This window comes from Fibrobacter sp. UWB10, assembly GCF_900182935.1.
In the GTDB taxonomy this organism is placed as follows: Bacteria; Fibrobacterota; Fibrobacteria; order Fibrobacterales; family Fibrobacteraceae; genus Fibrobacter; species Fibrobacter succinogenes_O.
The window spans coordinates 191,269-207,114 of record NZ_FXUE01000005.1 but is presented as its reverse complement, the minus strand read 5'-3'; the positions used below and the strand labels follow the sequence as shown (position 1 = coordinate 207,114).

General features: G+C 46.3%; 8 protein-coding genes and 2 pseudogenes. 4 read left to right on the top strand and 6 right to left on the bottom strand.

The window, feature by feature from the left end; genetic code table 11:
• Nucleotides 1-89 precede the first annotated feature (89 nt).
• The 3 genes from carB to QOL41_RS12310 all read left to right on the top strand — a co-directional run bounded on the left by carB (nt 90) and on the right by QOL41_RS12310 (nt 5,744).
• Entirely contained in the window at nt 90-3,308 is a 3,219-nt protein-coding gene (gene carB / locus QOL41_RS12320; RefSeq protein WP_283429999.1) for a carbamoyl-phosphate synthase large subunit, read from the top strand.
• 69 nt (nt 3,309-3,377) lie between these two features.
• Nucleotides 3,378-4,595 (top strand): hypothetical protein, encoded by a 1,218-nt coding sequence (locus QOL41_RS12315; protein WP_283429998.1) that lies wholly within the window; start codon nt 3,378-3,380, stop codon nt 4,593-4,595.
• 36 nt (nt 4,596-4,631) lie between these two features.
• Nucleotides 4,632-5,744 (top strand): acyltransferase, encoded by a 1,113-nt coding sequence (locus QOL41_RS12310; protein ID WP_283429997.1) that lies wholly within the window; start codon nt 4,632-4,634, stop codon nt 5,742-5,744.
• Between the two features lie 176 nt (nt 5,745-5,920).
• Here QOL41_RS12310 and bioB read toward each other — a convergent pair whose 3' ends face one another.
• A complete protein-coding gene (gene bioB / locus QOL41_RS12305; protein WP_283429996.1) occupies nt 5,921-6,892 on the bottom strand; it encodes a biotin synthase BioB in 972 nt (323 codons plus the stop codon).
• Between the two features lie 178 nt (nt 6,893-7,070).
• Here bioB and QOL41_RS12300 point away from each other — a divergent pair, with 178 nt between their 5' ends.
• Nucleotides 7,071-7,988 carry a nuclease-related domain-containing protein gene (locus QOL41_RS12300; RefSeq protein WP_283429995.1) on the top strand — a complete coding sequence of 306 codons (918 nt, stop codon included), beginning with the start codon at nt 7,071-7,073 and terminating at the stop codon, nt 7,986-7,988.
• Nucleotides 7,989-9,095: 1,107 nt separating this feature from the next.
• Here the strand turns inward: QOL41_RS12300 and QOL41_RS14215 are convergent.
• From QOL41_RS14215 to QOL41_RS12275, 5 genes and pseudogenes are all read right to left on the bottom strand, one after another.
• Nucleotides 9,096-9,395, bottom strand: a pseudogene (locus QOL41_RS14215) (eCIS core domain-containing protein); the annotation flags it as partial.
• Nucleotides 9,396-11,600: 2,205 nt separating this feature from the next.
• Nucleotides 11,601-12,062: pseudogene (locus tag QOL41_RS14210) on the bottom strand (eCIS core domain-containing protein); the annotation flags it as partial.
• A 12-nt stretch (nt 12,063-12,074) separates the two neighbouring features.
• Nucleotides 12,075-12,299: a hypothetical protein gene (locus tag QOL41_RS12285; RefSeq protein WP_173652723.1), complete on the bottom strand. Its 225-nt coding sequence runs from the start codon at nt 12,297-12,299 to the stop codon at nt 12,075-12,077.
• A gap of 14 nt (nt 12,300-12,313) precedes the next feature.
• Nucleotides 12,314-14,515, bottom strand: coding sequence for a hypothetical protein (locus tag QOL41_RS12280; protein ID WP_283429992.1), 2,202 nt, complete (start codon nt 14,513-14,515; stop codon nt 12,314-12,316).
• Nucleotides 14,512-15,846 (bottom strand): ATP-binding protein, encoded by a 1,335-nt coding sequence (locus tag QOL41_RS12275; protein ID WP_283429991.1) that lies wholly within the window; start codon nt 15,844-15,846, stop codon nt 14,512-14,514. Before QOL41_RS12275 ends, QOL41_RS12280 begins: the two co-directional genes overlap by 4 nt.

The following is a 15,846-nucleotide window of genomic DNA, read 5'->3' as shown; positions in this document are numbered from 1 at the left end:
TTTTTTTATGTCATCCTGAGCGCAGCCCGAAGGGCGAAGCCGAAGGATCTATTGGATTTAATAATTATTAGTCTTACGGAGAAAACAAAATGAAGATTGAAGGCATCGACAAAGTCCTTATCATCGGTTCTGGCCCGATCGTGATCGGTCAGGCTTGCGAATTCGACTATTCCGGCACCCAGGCTTGCAAGGCCCTGCGCGAACAGGGTTACAAGATTGTGCTCGTGAACTCTAACCCGGCTACCATCATGACCGACCCGGTCATGGCCGATGCCACCTACATCGAACCGCTGAACGTCGCCCGCCTCACCCAGATTATCGAAAAGGAACGCCCGCAGGCACTCCTCCCGAACTTGGGCGGTCAGACTGGCCTGAACCTCGCCTCTGCACTCAGCAAGGCCGGCGTGCTGGATAAGTACGGCGTGAAGGTCATCGGTGTGAACCTCGACGCTATCGAACGCGGCGAAGACCGTGAAATCTTCAAGGAAACCATGCAGAAGCTCGGTATCGACACCCCGCGCTCCGGCATTTGCCACTCTGTGGAAGAAGCCGAAAAGATCGTGGCTGAAATCGGCTACCCGGTCGTGGTTCGCCCGGCATACACCATGGGTGGTGCAGGCGGCGGTTTCTGCTACAACGTGGAAGAACTCCGCACCATTTGCAGTAACGGTCTTGAACTCTCCATGACGCACCAGTGCCTCATCGAAGAATCCATCCTCGGTTGGGAAGAGCTGGAAGTTGAAGTGGTTCGCGATTCCAAGAACCAGATGATTGCCATCTGCTTCATCGAAAACATCGACCCGGTGGGCGTGCATACCGGCGACTCCTTCTGCGCTGCTCCGTTCCTCACCATCGACAAGAAGCTCGAAGAAGAACTGAAGGAAAAGGCCTTCAAGATTGTGGAATCTATCGGCGTGATTGGCGGTACCAACGTGCAGTTCGCTCACGACCCGAAGACCGGCCGCGTGGTGATTATCGAAATCAACCCGCGTACCAGCCGCTCCTCCGCTCTTGCTTCCAAGGCTACCGGCTTCCCGATCGCCCTCATTTCTGCAAAGCTCGCTGCAGGCCTCACCCTCGATCAGATTCCGTACTGGCGCGATGGAAGCCTCGAAAAGTACACCCCGAGCGGTGACTACGTGGTGCTCAAGTTCGCCCGCTGGGCATTCGAAAAGTTCCGCGGCGTCGATGACTGCCTCGGCACCCAGATGAAGGCCGTGGGCGAAGTCATGGCTATCGGCAAGACTTACAAGGAAACCCTCCAGAAGGCTATCCGCGGCCTCGAAAACGGTCGCTCCGGCCTCGGCTTTGCCAAGGACTTCAACAAGAAGAGCAAGGAAGAACTCCTTGAAATGATGAAGACCGCTTCTTCCGAACGCCACTTCCAGATGTACGAAGCCATCCGTAAGGGCGCTACCGACGAAGAAATCTTCGCCGCCACCTACGAGAAGGCCTACTTCGTGCAGCAGATGCGCGAACTCGTGGAACTCGAAGAAGAAATGCTCAAGACTCCGGGCCGCCTGCCTGCTGACGAACTCCTCATCAAGGCCAAGAAGGACGGCTTCAGCGACAAGTACATCGCGAAGATCCTCGGCATCCGCGAAAAGGACGTGCGCAAGAAGCGTACCGAACTCGGCGTGGTCGAAGGCTGGTGCGCAGTGCCGGTGAGCGGCGTGAAGGACCAGTACTACTACTATAGCACCTACAACTGCAAGGACGAATCTACCGCTTCCAACAACCCGAAGAAGATCATGATCCTCGGCGGTGGCCCGAACAGAATCGGCCAGGGTATCGAATTCGACTACTGCTGCTGCCACGCTGCCATGGCTCTCCGCGAAATGGGTTACGAAACCATCATGGTGAACTGCAACCCTGAAACGGTTTCTACCGACTACGATACCAGCGACAAGCTGTACTTCGAACCGGTCAGCCTTGAAGACGTGCTCCAGATTTACCACAAGGAAAAGCCGGCTGGCGTGATCGTGCAGTTCGGTGGCCAGACCCCGCTGAACATCGCCCGCGCCCTCTCCGACGAAGGCGTGAAGATTCTCGGTACGAGCATCGACTCCATCGACATCGCCGAAGACCGCGACTTGTTCCGCAAGATGATGGACCAGCTCGGCATCCCGATGCCGGAAAGCGGCATGGCCACGAACATCGACGAAGCCCTCGCTTGCGTCAAGCAGATCGGTGGCTATCCGGTGATGATCCGCCCGAGCTTCGTTCTCGGCGGCCGCGGCATGGAAGTCATCTACGACGAAAACATGCTCCGCGAATACGTGGCGAAGGCTGTTGGCGTGACCCCGGATCGTCCGCTCCTCATCGACCGCTTCCTCCACAACGCTTTGGAATGCGAAGCCGACGCCCTCTCTGACGGCGAACACGTTTACATCCCGTCCGTGATGGAACACGTGGAACTTGCCGGTGTCCACTCCGGTGACTCCGCCTGCATCATCCCGCCGGTGACCATCACTAAGGAAAACTTGGCAACCATCAAGGATTATACCCGCAAGATTGCCGAAGCCCTCCACGTTTGCGGCCTCATGAACATGCAGTACGCTATCGAAGACGGCAAGGTGTTCGTCCTCGAAGCCAACCCGCGCGCATCCCGCACGGTGCCGCTGGTCTCCAAGGTCTGTAACACCCAGATGGCCCGCCTCGCAACCCGCCTGATGCTCGGTGCCAAGCTCGAAGACCTCAAGCTCAAGGACAAGAAGTTCAACCACCACGGTGCCAAGGAAGCTGTGTTCCCGTTCGACAAGTTCCCGAAGGTGGACCCGGTTCTCGGCCCCGAAATGCGCTCCACGGGCGAAGTGCTCGGTCTCTCCGACGACTATGCCCTCGCTTACTACAAGAGCCAGGAAGCCGCAGGTTCCTTCCTCCCGAACGAAGGTGCCGTGCTGATCAGCCTTTCCGACAAGGTTAACTTGTCTGAACAGGCCATCGAAATCGGCAAGGAATTCCAGAAACTCGGCTTCAAGATTTACGCTACCGAAGGCACCGCCAAGTTCTACGAAGCCGCCGGTGTCAAGTGCGAAGTGGTGAACAAGATTGCTGAAGGCCGCCCGAACGTTCTCGATGTCATCCTGAACAAGCAGGTGAACCTCATCATCAATACGCCGTGGGCAAAGCGCGACGCCATCAAGGACGAAAGCGCTATCCGTAAGGCCGCCATCAAGTACAAGGTGCCTTACATCACGACCCTCGCCGGTGCCTACAACACCGTCAAGGGCATCGCCGCCGCCCGCAACGGCCACGGCGCCGTGAAGTCTCTCCAAGAGTACCACGCTTCTATTGAAGAGGTGTAATTTCTTGAGAGCGTGTTAACGCAATTATAAAGGACTGCAGCGATGCAGTCCTTTTTGTATTTTTGCACCATGTCGTTGATTGCCCGTACTTTTATTTTGTTTGCGTTCTTTGTTGTATTCGCAGGTGCTGCGGATGTTCAAGTTATTGAAGGGGATGCCGACGGCTCGTGGGACCTTTCGGCGAAAAAACTCCGGGCAATGGCGACGGTCTATTTGGCGGAATTAGGGCATGTTCCTAGTGAGAAAAACAAGAACTTTGGGGTTTCTTTCTCTGCAACTGGACCGGCGAAGCGTACCATACAGATGAAAATGATTCTTCAAAACGGTCAGATTGAAGAAGATTCTGTTGTAATCGCGAATATGGATGACGCCGACGAAGCTGTGGAATCGATGCTTTCGAAATCTTTCGGATATGCCTCCCAAGTTTACGAAAGTGAAAGACAGCACGAAGTGTTTTTTATGGACTCCGAGTTCATTGGTGCTGACGACAAAATGGCGAATCTTGCGAGCCGGAATACGCAAAAGGCTCTTGGTGTACTTGGATACAAACTTTCTGAGAAGAGTCCCGTCAGACTCCAGATGTACCTAGTGAAGTTGAAAGATGCCTATTGGCTGGGAATGGTTCGCGTGGAAGGTTCCAAGGTCGTCAAGGGTGCGCATAAAAAATTCATGCCGGGCGAAGATTTGGAAGTCATTTTCTTGTCGTTAACCAGCCAGGTGATGAATCCGGATGTGTGGTCCGAGAGCCCCGATGTCGAAGTAAAAGATTATGCAAATACCCATGAGTCGAGGTGTCGTGCGACAGCATCTGCAAAATCCATTGATGGTTTCTTTGCTGGTTTTGTCTGGGACCTTCTGTGTTATCTTTCTGAATACAACGGAATAGATGTGGCGATGGGCGCCAAGGACCTTTATGGTAACTGGTATCCGAATTTGCGTATCGACTATGTGTGGGGATTTTTGCCCTATCATTCTTGGAGTGTGGGCTTGGATTATGCGGGATCCTTTGGAGAAACAAAATCGAGGTGGGCGTTTGAATCTATGCACCGGTTTTCGCAGAGCAAGGGCTTGTTCGTCGATGTTGTCTGGGGATGGGGCCATGATAGGGATTTTGAAGGCTGGTATCTGGGCGGCGATATCGGGTACAATCTGTTGGCGTCTAAGTCCAAGGCACATTGGCTGTCCCTGATGGTGCGCTATGACTGGGGCTTAGATGATGATTGGATCGAAGACGGCCGAATTTCTGTCAACTTGATTTACAGTTTACGCGGCTACTTTAGCGATTGATTATCTTTTATACCTAATCTTGCTGAATGAATTAATATGAAAAAAAAGAATCCTTCGATAGAATTGGTCCGGATTGTTGCCATATTGCTTGTGATTATGGCGCATAGTCAGCTTGGAGTTTCGTTTGGTGAAACGCTTGTGAAGGGGCGGCTCGCGATTTCTACGATGATTGCCGACGATGTTCCGCTGTTCTTGCTGGTGACAGGATTTTTCTTTTTTGGCCGCGTCAAGCAGGATTCTGATATTGCGGCGACTTTCAAGTACAAATTAAAATCGTTTGCGAAAACCATTTACATCCCGACAATCCTGTTTATTCTAATCAGCATTATTTACCGCTATTTTGCGCAGTCGGTGCCGTCGCTTGCCGATGCCGATTGGGATTATCTCGGGCGCTTTGTATTCAGGCTTTCGCCTGGTGACCATCTGTGGTACATTTGTACCTACATGTCTTTTGTTTTCTTTTTCCCGATGCTTGCTTTTATTTGCCAAGATTCGCCCGAAAAGAACAAACTGCGCCGCTTGTTGCTTGCAGTTGCGGTGGGTGGTGCCGTGATTGCCGATGTGCAGTATTTCTTTAGAATGAGCATGCTCGATATCGAAAAATACCTGTGGGGCTATTGCACCATATTCTTGATTCTGGGCTACGAGCTTTCTTTATGGGTCAAGAAGTTTGATCTTCAGCAGATGCCGCAGCGTTTAAAGCTTGCCGCCGTGGGCGCGGGCCTGTATCTTGCTGGCTTTATGGTCAAATTTGGCGCGCAGATTTACATGTTCGAACAGTACAACTACGGCAATAACCGTTTCCGCTGGCTTCAATGTACGCCTTGCTTTGTGACGGCGGTGGGAATGTTCCTGCTGGTTTATGCCATTGGCTCACTTGTCAAAAAAGAGGGTAAGCTTGCCTTGGTAATTAATTTCTTTGGTTCTTGCACCTTCGCCATTTACCTGTTCCACCAGCTTGTCATTAACGAAACCGGCGCTTGGCGCAATTCGCTCGTGCAGACGTTCAGCGGGTCTGAAACGTTCTTGACGGCGGCCGGGTATTACGGCGGCTATGCACTTGCCGTGTTCTTTACGACTTTTGTGGTGGCGCTTGTGTTCAAGCTTGCGGTCGACAATTCTGTCGGTCGAATTTTCAAGATAAAATAAAAAAAGCCGCTCTGGTGGGTCTGTCTCGTCTAGAGACTTGCGGCTCGCGATTGCTGACTGGAACGGCTGCGATGCCGGCGCTTCTTATCCACCAGAAGGGCTCAATCATTAATATACCACTTTATTTCTAAAGTGGTACGATTTTCTTTGTTTTCGATATTCCAAGTTGGAATATATTAGCCGATAAACCCGTGCGGGGTAAAGCCGAGGCCTTTAACGAGCTCGAAGTCCTTGCAGCTGTTGACGCCTGCTGTGGTGAGCATGTCGTCGGTGATGGCTGCGTTGGCGCCGCTCTTGAAAGCGCGTTTGCCGTCGTCGCCGAGAACGCCGCGGCCGCCAGCGAGGCGGATGAATGCCTTCGGGTTGATGAATCTGTAAATGGCTACGATGCGGCAGAATTCGTCGTTCGTGAGCTTCGGAAGATTCTCGTAGGGCGTGCCCGGGATGGCGTTCAGCACGTTCACCGGCGTGGACTTGACGCCGAGTTTGCGGAGGTCCAAGCACATGTCGATACGGTCTTCCATGGTTTCGCCGAGGCCCATGATGCCGCCGCTGCAGATTTCGAGACCTGCGGCAAGGGCGTTTTGCAGTGCGCCGATCTTGTCATCGTAGGTATGCGTGGTGCACACGTCGGGGAAGTGCCTGCGGTAAGTTTCCAGGTTGTTGTGGAAGCGGGTGAGGCCTGCTTCTTTCAACTTGTCGAACTGTTCTCTGTTCAAGAGCCCTGCCGAAAGGCATACGGAAAGCTTGGTTTCTTTCTTGAGGCGGCGAATGGCTTCGCTAATCTGTTCTACATCGCGGTTTGAAAGCGTGCGGCCCGAGGTCACGATGGAGTAACGCGGAATACCTGCGGCTTCTTTCTTCTTGGCGTCTTCAACAATTTCGTCGGCGCTGAGGAGCTTGTATTCGGGGGCTCCGGTGTGGTAGTAGCTGCTCTGGGCGCAGTACTTGCAGTTTTCAGAGCAACGCCCGCTGCGTGCATTCACGATAGAGCAAAAGTCAAAATCGTTGCCGTGAAATTTTTCGCGAATTTCGTTGGCTGCATCGCAGAGTTCCTGCAAGTCTTCGCTCAAAAGCTGGACTGCCTCTTCGCGGGTAATCTCGTAGCCGCCCAACACTTTTTCTTTAAGGTCTTGAATAAAGGACATATTTACGCTCCTTTAAAAACGGGCGTAAATATAGAAAATATGTTGGGAGGGGGATGGTTGCGGAATTTTGATAATTTTATTAGATTTCGGGGTATAAAGCAATGTCTGTAAGGAAAATCTCAACTGAGAACGTTTTTTTTGCGATTGTGCGTGGCAAAGTTGTAAATGGATGAACTAAATGATTGTCAAGGAACTTGAAAATCTTGTAAATGATGAGTTTTTGGATTGTCGTTCAAAAAAAGGCTATAAATCGGAAAAACAGATGGCCTTTTATTTACAAAGGAAATTTTTTGACAATCAGGAAATTTATGTTTTAAACAATCTCTATATAAAAACTGTTAATGACAAGGGATATTTTCAAATAGATCATCTTGTCGTGACAAAATACTGTTTTATTGTAATAGAATCAAAAACCTGTAATACTCATTTGAAATTTGATGAAAATCTGCAGTGGAGCGTCTTTGAACAAAAGGAACAAAAATGGATTGGGACAAAGAGTCCTATGATGCAAGCGGAAATGCAGGGAGATGCTTTGCGAAAGCTTCTTCAAGATAATCGTGAGAACTTGAGACAAAAATGGTTGAATAAGCAGGGTGGATTCTTGACTATGCCAATTCATACTCTTGTTGCCATTTCTGATTCGGGAATAATTGATTACCCTCCAAATAGTGGAGATTATTGCAAAAATGTTTTAAAAGCGGATTTAATTCCGAATAGAATTCTTGAAATAAATGAGACTTATAAAAATCGTGATACGATTAAAAATGTTTTGTTGAATCGAGATCCGACTTATATTCTACCTGAAGAAGATTTGGAAAAGACTATACGGTATATAGTTGGTTTACATCATGTGAAGCCTGTTTATCGGGAGATTGAGTGTGTAAATGTTCCGAAGTGTGATGCTTGTGGCCAGGTTTATTCGATTGCTTACAATAGTTCTTTGAAATGTTATGAACTGGTTTGCAAAGGATGTGGCTCCGCGAAAAAGATAAATTTTAAATGTCAAAAGTGTGGAGGGGGTCTTTCGATTCGTAGGTACAACGAATCATTTGTAGTTGGTTGCGAAAAATGCGATAATTATGGCAAATTGGTTTGATGAAATCGGTTTGTAAAAATACAGACTGCGAAATCAGAACCCTTGCAAACTTACTGCGCGATGGTTTGCGCGGATTTTCTTCAAATGAAAGCGAATACGTAATCTGATTTTTTACCATCCTTGAGTGCAGGCCGAAACCAAGGATTGTTGCCTTTGCATTAGTTTATTTCGGTTTTGCTATGCATGTTGCTCGTTGCAGACCGCATTTTGAAAGTCCGTTGCTTGTTCTTATAGGAAAAACTATCAAGATGGACGGAGTGAAGTCTTTGTTTGTATTGAAGAAAAGGTTATTTGGGAAAGGGTGGATTGACGATATATACGATTTTATGGTGCATATGTAAAAAAGACTTTTGAAAACGTTTATTTCTTTTTTCCAGGGGTTGATGATTGTAAATATTTGCTGTAGTTGTTTTTTATCAGAGTTAGATCGGATCCTTTTATACCGAATTTTCCTTGTGCGTCCCTTTTCCAGTCGGGATTGGGTAGACCAAATGGAATCGTTGCGTATACAGTTTCGTGGTTTTCAAGCTTTTTTTCGTTTTTAATGCATTTTTCTATATTTACGGTGTCTAATTGATTGGATGTAACATCGTTTGAAAAATTTATTAAATCATAATTGCGGATGACTTGGGCTGTGTAAAAAAGATCTGCATTCATTCCTGAAGGACATTTTGTTTCTTCACTGTCGTCTGGGTCATCATTCCTAAAAGTGGATGGATATCCGAAAAAACCGGTTCCACATCGCCAATAAAATTTGTTAGCACTATTATTATTAATACAAAGATCTCGCAATTGTGTCATTTGCTTGCGAAATGTGTTTTTTATGGGCAAATCTTGTACTTTTTGATAAGCGATTTCGATGTTTCTTGCGTGTTCTTTTAATTTAGATTTAGGAAATATGTGGTGAAATGTCGTATCTTGTCCAGCACCATAAGTGCCATTTGCAGGCTTTTGTTGATTGATTGTGTTGGATCCTTCGCCTGTATTTTCAATAGCGGGGGCAATGGTAACTTTTGTAGGCTTTAATTTTAATATTTCGCGTTGTATTGTTCTAGAGCTACAGGCAACATATGCGGAGCTGTTGCTTAAGGTCCCTTTACATTGCACAGCCTTTTCTCCCATGACATCGGCTTCATGCTCTAACGCAGCATTGTCGTTGACAGGCATTCCGTTGATATTCGTGGTGGGTGATACACGGCCGGCCATTTGCTGAGCGACGTGCCATGCTTCGTGCGGTAGGTGCTTTTCTTGACAGGGGGCTACGTGAATGTCGGTCCCTTGCGTGTAAGCGAGGGCCTGCACGGTAGCGGGTTTAGAGCTGTTGTAATGCACACGCACATCGTCCATCGAGAACCCGGAAAGGCTCTCGATACCAGATTTCAAATTGTCTGGCATTCCTGTGTTATTCGGACGTGGTGGGGCTGCACGCTGGGCTGCGTTGCTGGTCATATCCGCTTTGCGCTGGAGGGCTTCATTTTGGGAAGATGAATCAAGAACGGTGGATGCGGTGGTCGTGTCCGCCTTTTGTACAATGACTTGTTTTGGAATATAGGTAATCATGTGTTCTTTGTAAAATATTGTTTGTTTTTTTTCGAATTAGACTCAAAAAAATTTTTTTTGGGGGGGGCGGTAATTTGTTGGAATATGAATAAAATGACTATTGTTAATATGTGATTGGAACTAACAATGTATTGTTATATAATTTTTATCAATTGTTTATTTTGTAATATACTGCAATTTTGTCAAAAATACGTATGAAATTATATGCAGAATGAGTTGAAGTTTGAAAATTTGTATAGAAAATAAATACCTGTATTCTAATTTGTTCTACATTTCCGAAGGTTGACAAGGTTCTTTTGAATGAATTTTACAAGAAGTGGTTGGCAAATGACCGTACTCCCTGCTGTAAATCGCAGGATAGTATATTTGTTATATATGTCAAGTTTTTTCTTTTTACGGATAATATTATCTATTATTTTTCCATTATTGCTTATTTGACAAGTTGCATATTTTGAAGGAGAGTGAAAAATCCTATCGTATGCCTTTATCCAAAAAAAGATTAGCTATATTTTGTATGAATTCTGGAAACTTATCGATTTTTTTACCATTGAAGTCGAATAAACCTCGAAATTCAAAAATGGGACATTCTTCCTGATTGATTGATTCTGTTGAGTCTCCTAAGCCAGAAATGCCATACTTTTCATGCTCTGCAGCAACATAAGTGGGGTCTGAATTAATGCATTGGACGGTATAGGCGGGGTCGATGTTGATTGTGTTGATTGTATTAAACAATTTGGTTAAATACGTATAAAGTCCTTGTTTGTCGACTCTATAGTCCTGTTTTCCGTAATAAAATTGATCTACTTTATTGTCGAAATTTAAAATAACTTGTTGCTGTGATATAGGGGACATTAAGGAAAATATTTTTCCAAAACTGGTTCTATTCATTATGCTCATTGTAGATTTGGGGTCATCTTTTGAGGAATCTTTGTTAAAGGAGTTTATAATATCAAAAAATGCTTGTACATCATCGTTTAAATCATGCTCTGTTGGTGTTGGAGTATGCTTAGATATTAAATCTTTTAATTCCTTCTTAAACGTTTCGGTCTGTGGGAATAAAAAAGATTCATGATCAAAACAATTTTTTATTTCTTGTTGCTCATCAGCCTTTAATGGGAGGTAATAAAAATTGTATACGTCTTTTGGATTCATTCCAGATGGTACTTGAAAAAATTCTCTAGCATTATGGCTTAAACCAGTAGTACTTTTGGCCTCAGGTTTTTTTACTTTAAATATATTTCTCAAAGGACATGCTGCTGTCACATGAATGCCAAATGTAACAAGTTTATCTTTGTCTATTATTGTTTTGTTGTGATCTGTAGCAACATTGATTGGCGTAATTTTCCCTTTTCCAATATCTTGATTTCTTTTTCTTTCAATATAGGCATAAGTCAAATCTTGAATTTCTAATGCTATGTTTTCTCCGATTGCGTATAAATCATCATATAAAGGAATTTTTAGAGCGTCAAAGACTAACTCTATCACTAACTCGCTCGGATTCCTTTTTTGTGTATCGTAATTTGTATCTGTATCAAAGGTGACGTCAACAAGGCCATCTGCGATAGAAAAAAGACTCTTTGCTTTAAAGTTTTCTTCTGGGGTGTTTTCTGCTACTTGAAAACCATGTTTAGAACCATTTAAGCGGTTTCTATCAAGTTCAACTTCCATTCCGAATTTGGGACATCCTTCTTTTTTCAACTCAGAGTTTGCCCATAGCTCATGAATTTTTACCCAGATTTCCCTTGATAACTTTTTCCCGCAATATGCTTTATAGCTTTTTTTTAATTGTTGAGGAATAGCTTCTTCGTTTTCTATTCTATACCATATTTTATTATAATCAGGATTCTTATACCATCTACCATTGTCGGAATTCCTATACCATCTACCATTATCGGAATACCTATACCATCTGACCCCACTTCTCAAATTTGACCACTTCTCAAGTTGGCCTTCTTTTTCCCATTGGCCAACAAATTGGGATACGCTGCCCACTACCATCGTATTGTTGTGTGGATGATAGCTTGTTAATTCATTGTTTTTCGAAATATTTGGTGAAATTGCTCTGTCTCCCATCACATCGGCTTCATGCTCTAGCGAAGCATTGTCATTCACCGGCATACCGTTAATATTCGTGGTGGGTGAAACGCGACCGGCCATTTGTTGCGCTACATGCCATGCTTCGTGTGGTAGGTGCTTTTCTTGGCCGGGAGCTACGTGAATGTCGGTTCCTTGCGTGTAGGCGAGTGCTTGCACGGTAGTGGGTTTTGAACTGTTGTAATGCACACGCACATCGTCCATCGAAAATCCTGAAAGACTCTCGATACCAGACTTTAAATTGTCCGGCATTCCCGTGTTGTTCGGTCGCGGGGATTCTTCTCGCTGGACAGCGTTGTTGGCCATATTGGCTTTGCGCTGTAGAGATTCACTTTGAGAAGATGAATCGAAAAGCGAGGCGGCTTTGGAACCTGCAACCTTTTGGACGGTAGAGGACTTTTGTGCGTATGTGGTGCTCATGGTGTTATCCTGTTAAGCGAGTTGTTCTTCTTCTTCGTCGTCGACGATGCGCTGGATAGATTTGCCTTGGACGGGTTCTTCCTCTTCTTCGAGGGAGGCGCGCTGGAGGGCATTGCCCATGAGGTCTGCTTTGCGTTGCAGGCTTGCGCTTTGCAGCGAAGAATCCATAAGGCTTGCGGCGTTACTGTTTGCGACGCGCTGGGCGGTTTCTGATTTTTGAGCGTATGTGCTTAACATAGGTACTCCTTTTCTTATTTATGTTTTAAGTTTCTTTTCGGAAAGTCTGCGGAACGATAAACCTGGAGCAGGGTGATGGCGATGACTGTCAGGATAATCACCACGAAACAGCCCCACTGTCCGACCTTACCGACATAATCCATGAAAATCGGGTCAAAGTTGGAAAGAATGAGCGATGTGAGCAGCGGCGGTATGGCGACCAGTGCCACGAGCAGCGCCAAGTGCTTTGAGAAATAGGAATTCACGTTGCAGTTGACAAAGAAACAAATCAATAGCAAGAATACGAGCGCGTATACGACTGTATTCAACAAGCGGAATGCCCAGCGGTGGGTGCAGAAGAAGGCGGCGATTGCGCCCTGGCGTTCATGCGAGCCATCTTCTTTTTCGAACTTTTGCAACAGCGTGTTGGCCAAGGTCTGTTCCAAGAATGCGGTGTCGTTGGGAATGCCGTACGGTGCAACACCCAGTGAATAGTAGGCGTCGTTGTAGAACGAGGCGTCGTCTTCGAGTTGGTCCCATTGTCTGTAATCGAGCCACAACATGGGTACAACGGCGTGGAGCACTTTCGTGCGATTGTCGCCTTTGAGCTGTTGATTCAAATCGTGGTATATGAGCAATTTGCTGCGCGATACCGGTTCGTCGCTAAGGACTATCAAGAAGTTTCTTGCGATGTCTCCGTATGCCTGCGAACCATCCAAGAGCGTCCTGAAAAAGTCGTAGCTATAGATTCCCTTTTCTTGAGCTTCGTAGGTAGAATCCTTGCGTACGTTTATTTTTTCGGTAAGGTCTGCTTGGTGCATGAGCAAGTTGGTGTATGCAAATTCATTCGCCGTTTTTAGCGTTTCTTGCAATCTCCAGAAGTTTTCTCTGAAAATTTCCGTGTTAACCGGGTCGGTGGGGTAGTTTTGGAACCAGAGTGTTACTCCGTCGCCGCGATTGCCTGCGTCTTTGCCGTCTAAGGTGAACGTTGCGACAAATCTTTGGAACAAGGAATTGTTTTTCTTGTTGACGAGCTGCTCGATTTGGTTGATAAGAGTGGTAAAGAAGTCCTGCATTTTTTGGGGATCGTTGGCAAGGGGACCCCATTCGCTCTTTTTGATAATCCAGTCTACTTTAACATTGTGTTTGTGTGCGACGTTGACAAATTCGCTTTGACCGTCTCGGTTGAAAAAGTCTATGGCGAGCGAGCCCAAAGGCATTTCTAGCTTTCCTTTATGGGAGGCTGTTAGCCCGTAATAGGCGATTCGAGTAATGACAGAAAAGTCAAGAGTGTCGCCGCCTTCTTTTGCAAGCCAGTAAGGGTATATGGCGTAAACATCGCCGTTGAGTTCCTTGTATTGGCTGCAACCGCAGTCGTTGGCATACCATGTAACGGGGGTTGTTTCTGAAAAGTTAACCTGGACATCTGTTGTCATGTTGATGATGTTTTCTAAAAGGCTGGAGTAGAGCGTGTCTAGCAGGGAGAATGCATGGCTCCAGCGGTCTTCGGAACAAGTCAGGAATCTGTAACGCTTGTTGAGTAGCGAGAGGAGTCGTTGGGCGTTGTCAAGAACGGCATCTTTTTGTTGGGCTTGTTTTTTTGTTGGGTAAACCGGAAGCTTGCTATTCGTTCTAAAAAGGTCTTCGATTTCGCTGTCGGTCCAAAGGACGTCTTTGACATTTTGATAGGTGCCACTCGTATCATAGCAAACACCAAGAGAGGCGGCGAATAGGCTTAGGGCGTAACGTCGCATCATCATAGAATCGGCAAAGACGATTCCTTTCATGTTGTTCAGGAATTTAGAGATGGTAGGAGAATTCGAAAGATGTATTGCTTCTTGTCGAATGTAATTTTTTAATGAGTCCATTTGGATCGGTGTTAACCAAACGCGGTCTATAATGGAATCTTCGGGAGACATGCCATCAAGCTGTAGTAGTTTGATTGTAACAGTTTTTCCTGCCAATGCGAAATTGTTGACACGTCTGTGGAATTGGGGATAGTCCGATATCGCTAGCTGAAGATCTTTCGCCATTTCGTATCGATCCATGTAATAAATGCCGACTCTTGAATCGAGTTTTTTGAAAATGTCTGCCGTGTCGGCTATTTTGGGCATGTTGTCATATGCCTGCACGAGAGAGTCTGATATGGCAAACGAAGTAAATTCGTTGCTTGCAGCGAAAATGCCGCTAGAGAATACGAGGAGATATGCGATTGTTAACGCAATTATTTTTTTCATAAATTTTTTCCTTCTTTAAGCAGTTCTTTTGATACAGCTTGTTGTAAATCTAATTTATTAATAATTTTGCGTTTGTTCATAATGGCTGAAATAGCGGCGTATCGGGCTACATTGGTCAATGCGCCGCCTGAAAGTTCATAATTGTTTGCAAAGTAATCGAAAATTTCGTCTCGGTTTTCGACTTCTGTATTCTGGAAAATGTTTTTCCACAAAGTAAGGCGTTCGTTGGGCTCGGGCAACGGAAAATAGACGGTGCTTTGAAATCGGCGTGAAAAAGCCTCATCTATGTTCGATTTTAAGTTGCTTGCAAGGATTACGATTCCCGGAAAGTCTTCGACTCGTTGCAATAGGTACGAAATTTCTTGGTTGGCAGAGCGGTCGTTGGAATTGTTGGTCTGCGTTCTTGCACCAAAGAGTGAATCGGCTTCGTCAAAGAACAGAATCCAGTTGCGGCTTTCGGCCTGGTCGAAAATGTTCGAAAGGTTCTTTTCGGTTTCGCCGATGTATTTGGATATTACTTGGGACAGGTCTACGCGGTAAACGTCCATATCCATTTTTTTGCCGATAAGGGTGGCGGTCAGGGTTTTGCCGGTGCCCGGTGGGCCATAGAAAAGCACTCGGTAACCGCGTTTTAGATTTTTGCGAAGTCCGAATTCGTCGAGGATTTCTTCGGAGTGCTCAATCCATGTAAGCAACTGCTCGATTTCATTTTTTGTGGTGTCTTCGAGAACCAAATCATCCCATTCTAGGCGCGTGGTGATAAGCTTGGCCGGAAAATGCGAACTATAGTCGGGCTTGTTCTGTACGCCAGTGGTAAAGAATTCTAGGTATTCCGAAGAAATTCGCAGTGCGGCGGAATTGCCGGGCTCGCCGCGTTCGCCGTATTCCAATTGCAGAATGCGGCTTGAAACTAGCTTTTGGTCGTTTTCCAAAAGTCGCATTAATTCTATACGGCGTTCAAGGTTGTCGCCTGCCAATATAAAGAGCGCTGTTTCGCAGGTGGGCAAAAAGCCGGAATGGCTTTTGCCGTGCCAGCCGCCAAATTCGGTATAGGGCCTGCCAAGAACCTTGTTGTTCAAGAAGAATGAATCGAGCGTTTGCGGGCATAAATGGGGGAGTAGCGCAAGTGTCAGAATAATGCGCTCGTCAAAGCCGAGCTCCAGTTGTAGAACGGTTCGGCCATAAGGGGTTTCGGTGTCAAGTTCCGGGGGCGGGCAATAGCGTACGTCGAGAGTTTTGCGCTCGTCGTCTTCGGCACAAAAATATTGCTCAAAGCGCAGGTCAATTACCTGGCGGCACCAATCAATTTCATTCTTGAGTGATTCTACCAT

What these genes read in the sequence shown, in the direction of transcription:
- QOL41_RS12275 (WP_283429991.1), bottom strand. Translation starts at nt 15,846, where the DNA reads ATGGTAGAATCACTCAAGAATGAAATTGATTGGTGCCGCCAGGTAATT.
- carB (WP_283429999.1), top strand. Translation starts at nt 90, where the DNA reads ATGAAGATTGAAGGCATCGACAAAGTCCTTATCATCGGTTCTGGCCCG.
- QOL41_RS12300 (WP_283429995.1), top strand. Translation starts at nt 7,071, where the DNA reads ATGATTGTCAAGGAACTTGAAAATCTTGTAAATGATGAGTTTTTGGAT.
- QOL41_RS12285 (WP_173652723.1), bottom strand. Translation starts at nt 12,299, where the DNA reads ATGTTAAGCACATACGCTCAAAAATCAGAAACCGCCCAGCGCGTCGCA.
- QOL41_RS12310 (WP_283429997.1), top strand. Translation starts at nt 4,632, where the DNA reads ATGAAAAAAAAGAATCCTTCGATAGAATTGGTCCGGATTGTTGCCATA.
- bioB (WP_283429996.1), bottom strand. Translation starts at nt 6,892, where the DNA reads ATGTCCTTTATTCAAGACCTTAAAGAAAAAGTGTTGGGCGGCTACGAG.
- QOL41_RS12280 (WP_283429992.1), bottom strand. Translation starts at nt 14,515, where the DNA reads ATGAAAAAAATAATTGCGTTAACAATCGCATATCTCCTCGTATTCTCT.
- QOL41_RS12315 (WP_283429998.1), top strand. Translation starts at nt 3,378, where the DNA reads ATGTCGTTGATTGCCCGTACTTTTATTTTGTTTGCGTTCTTTGTTGTA.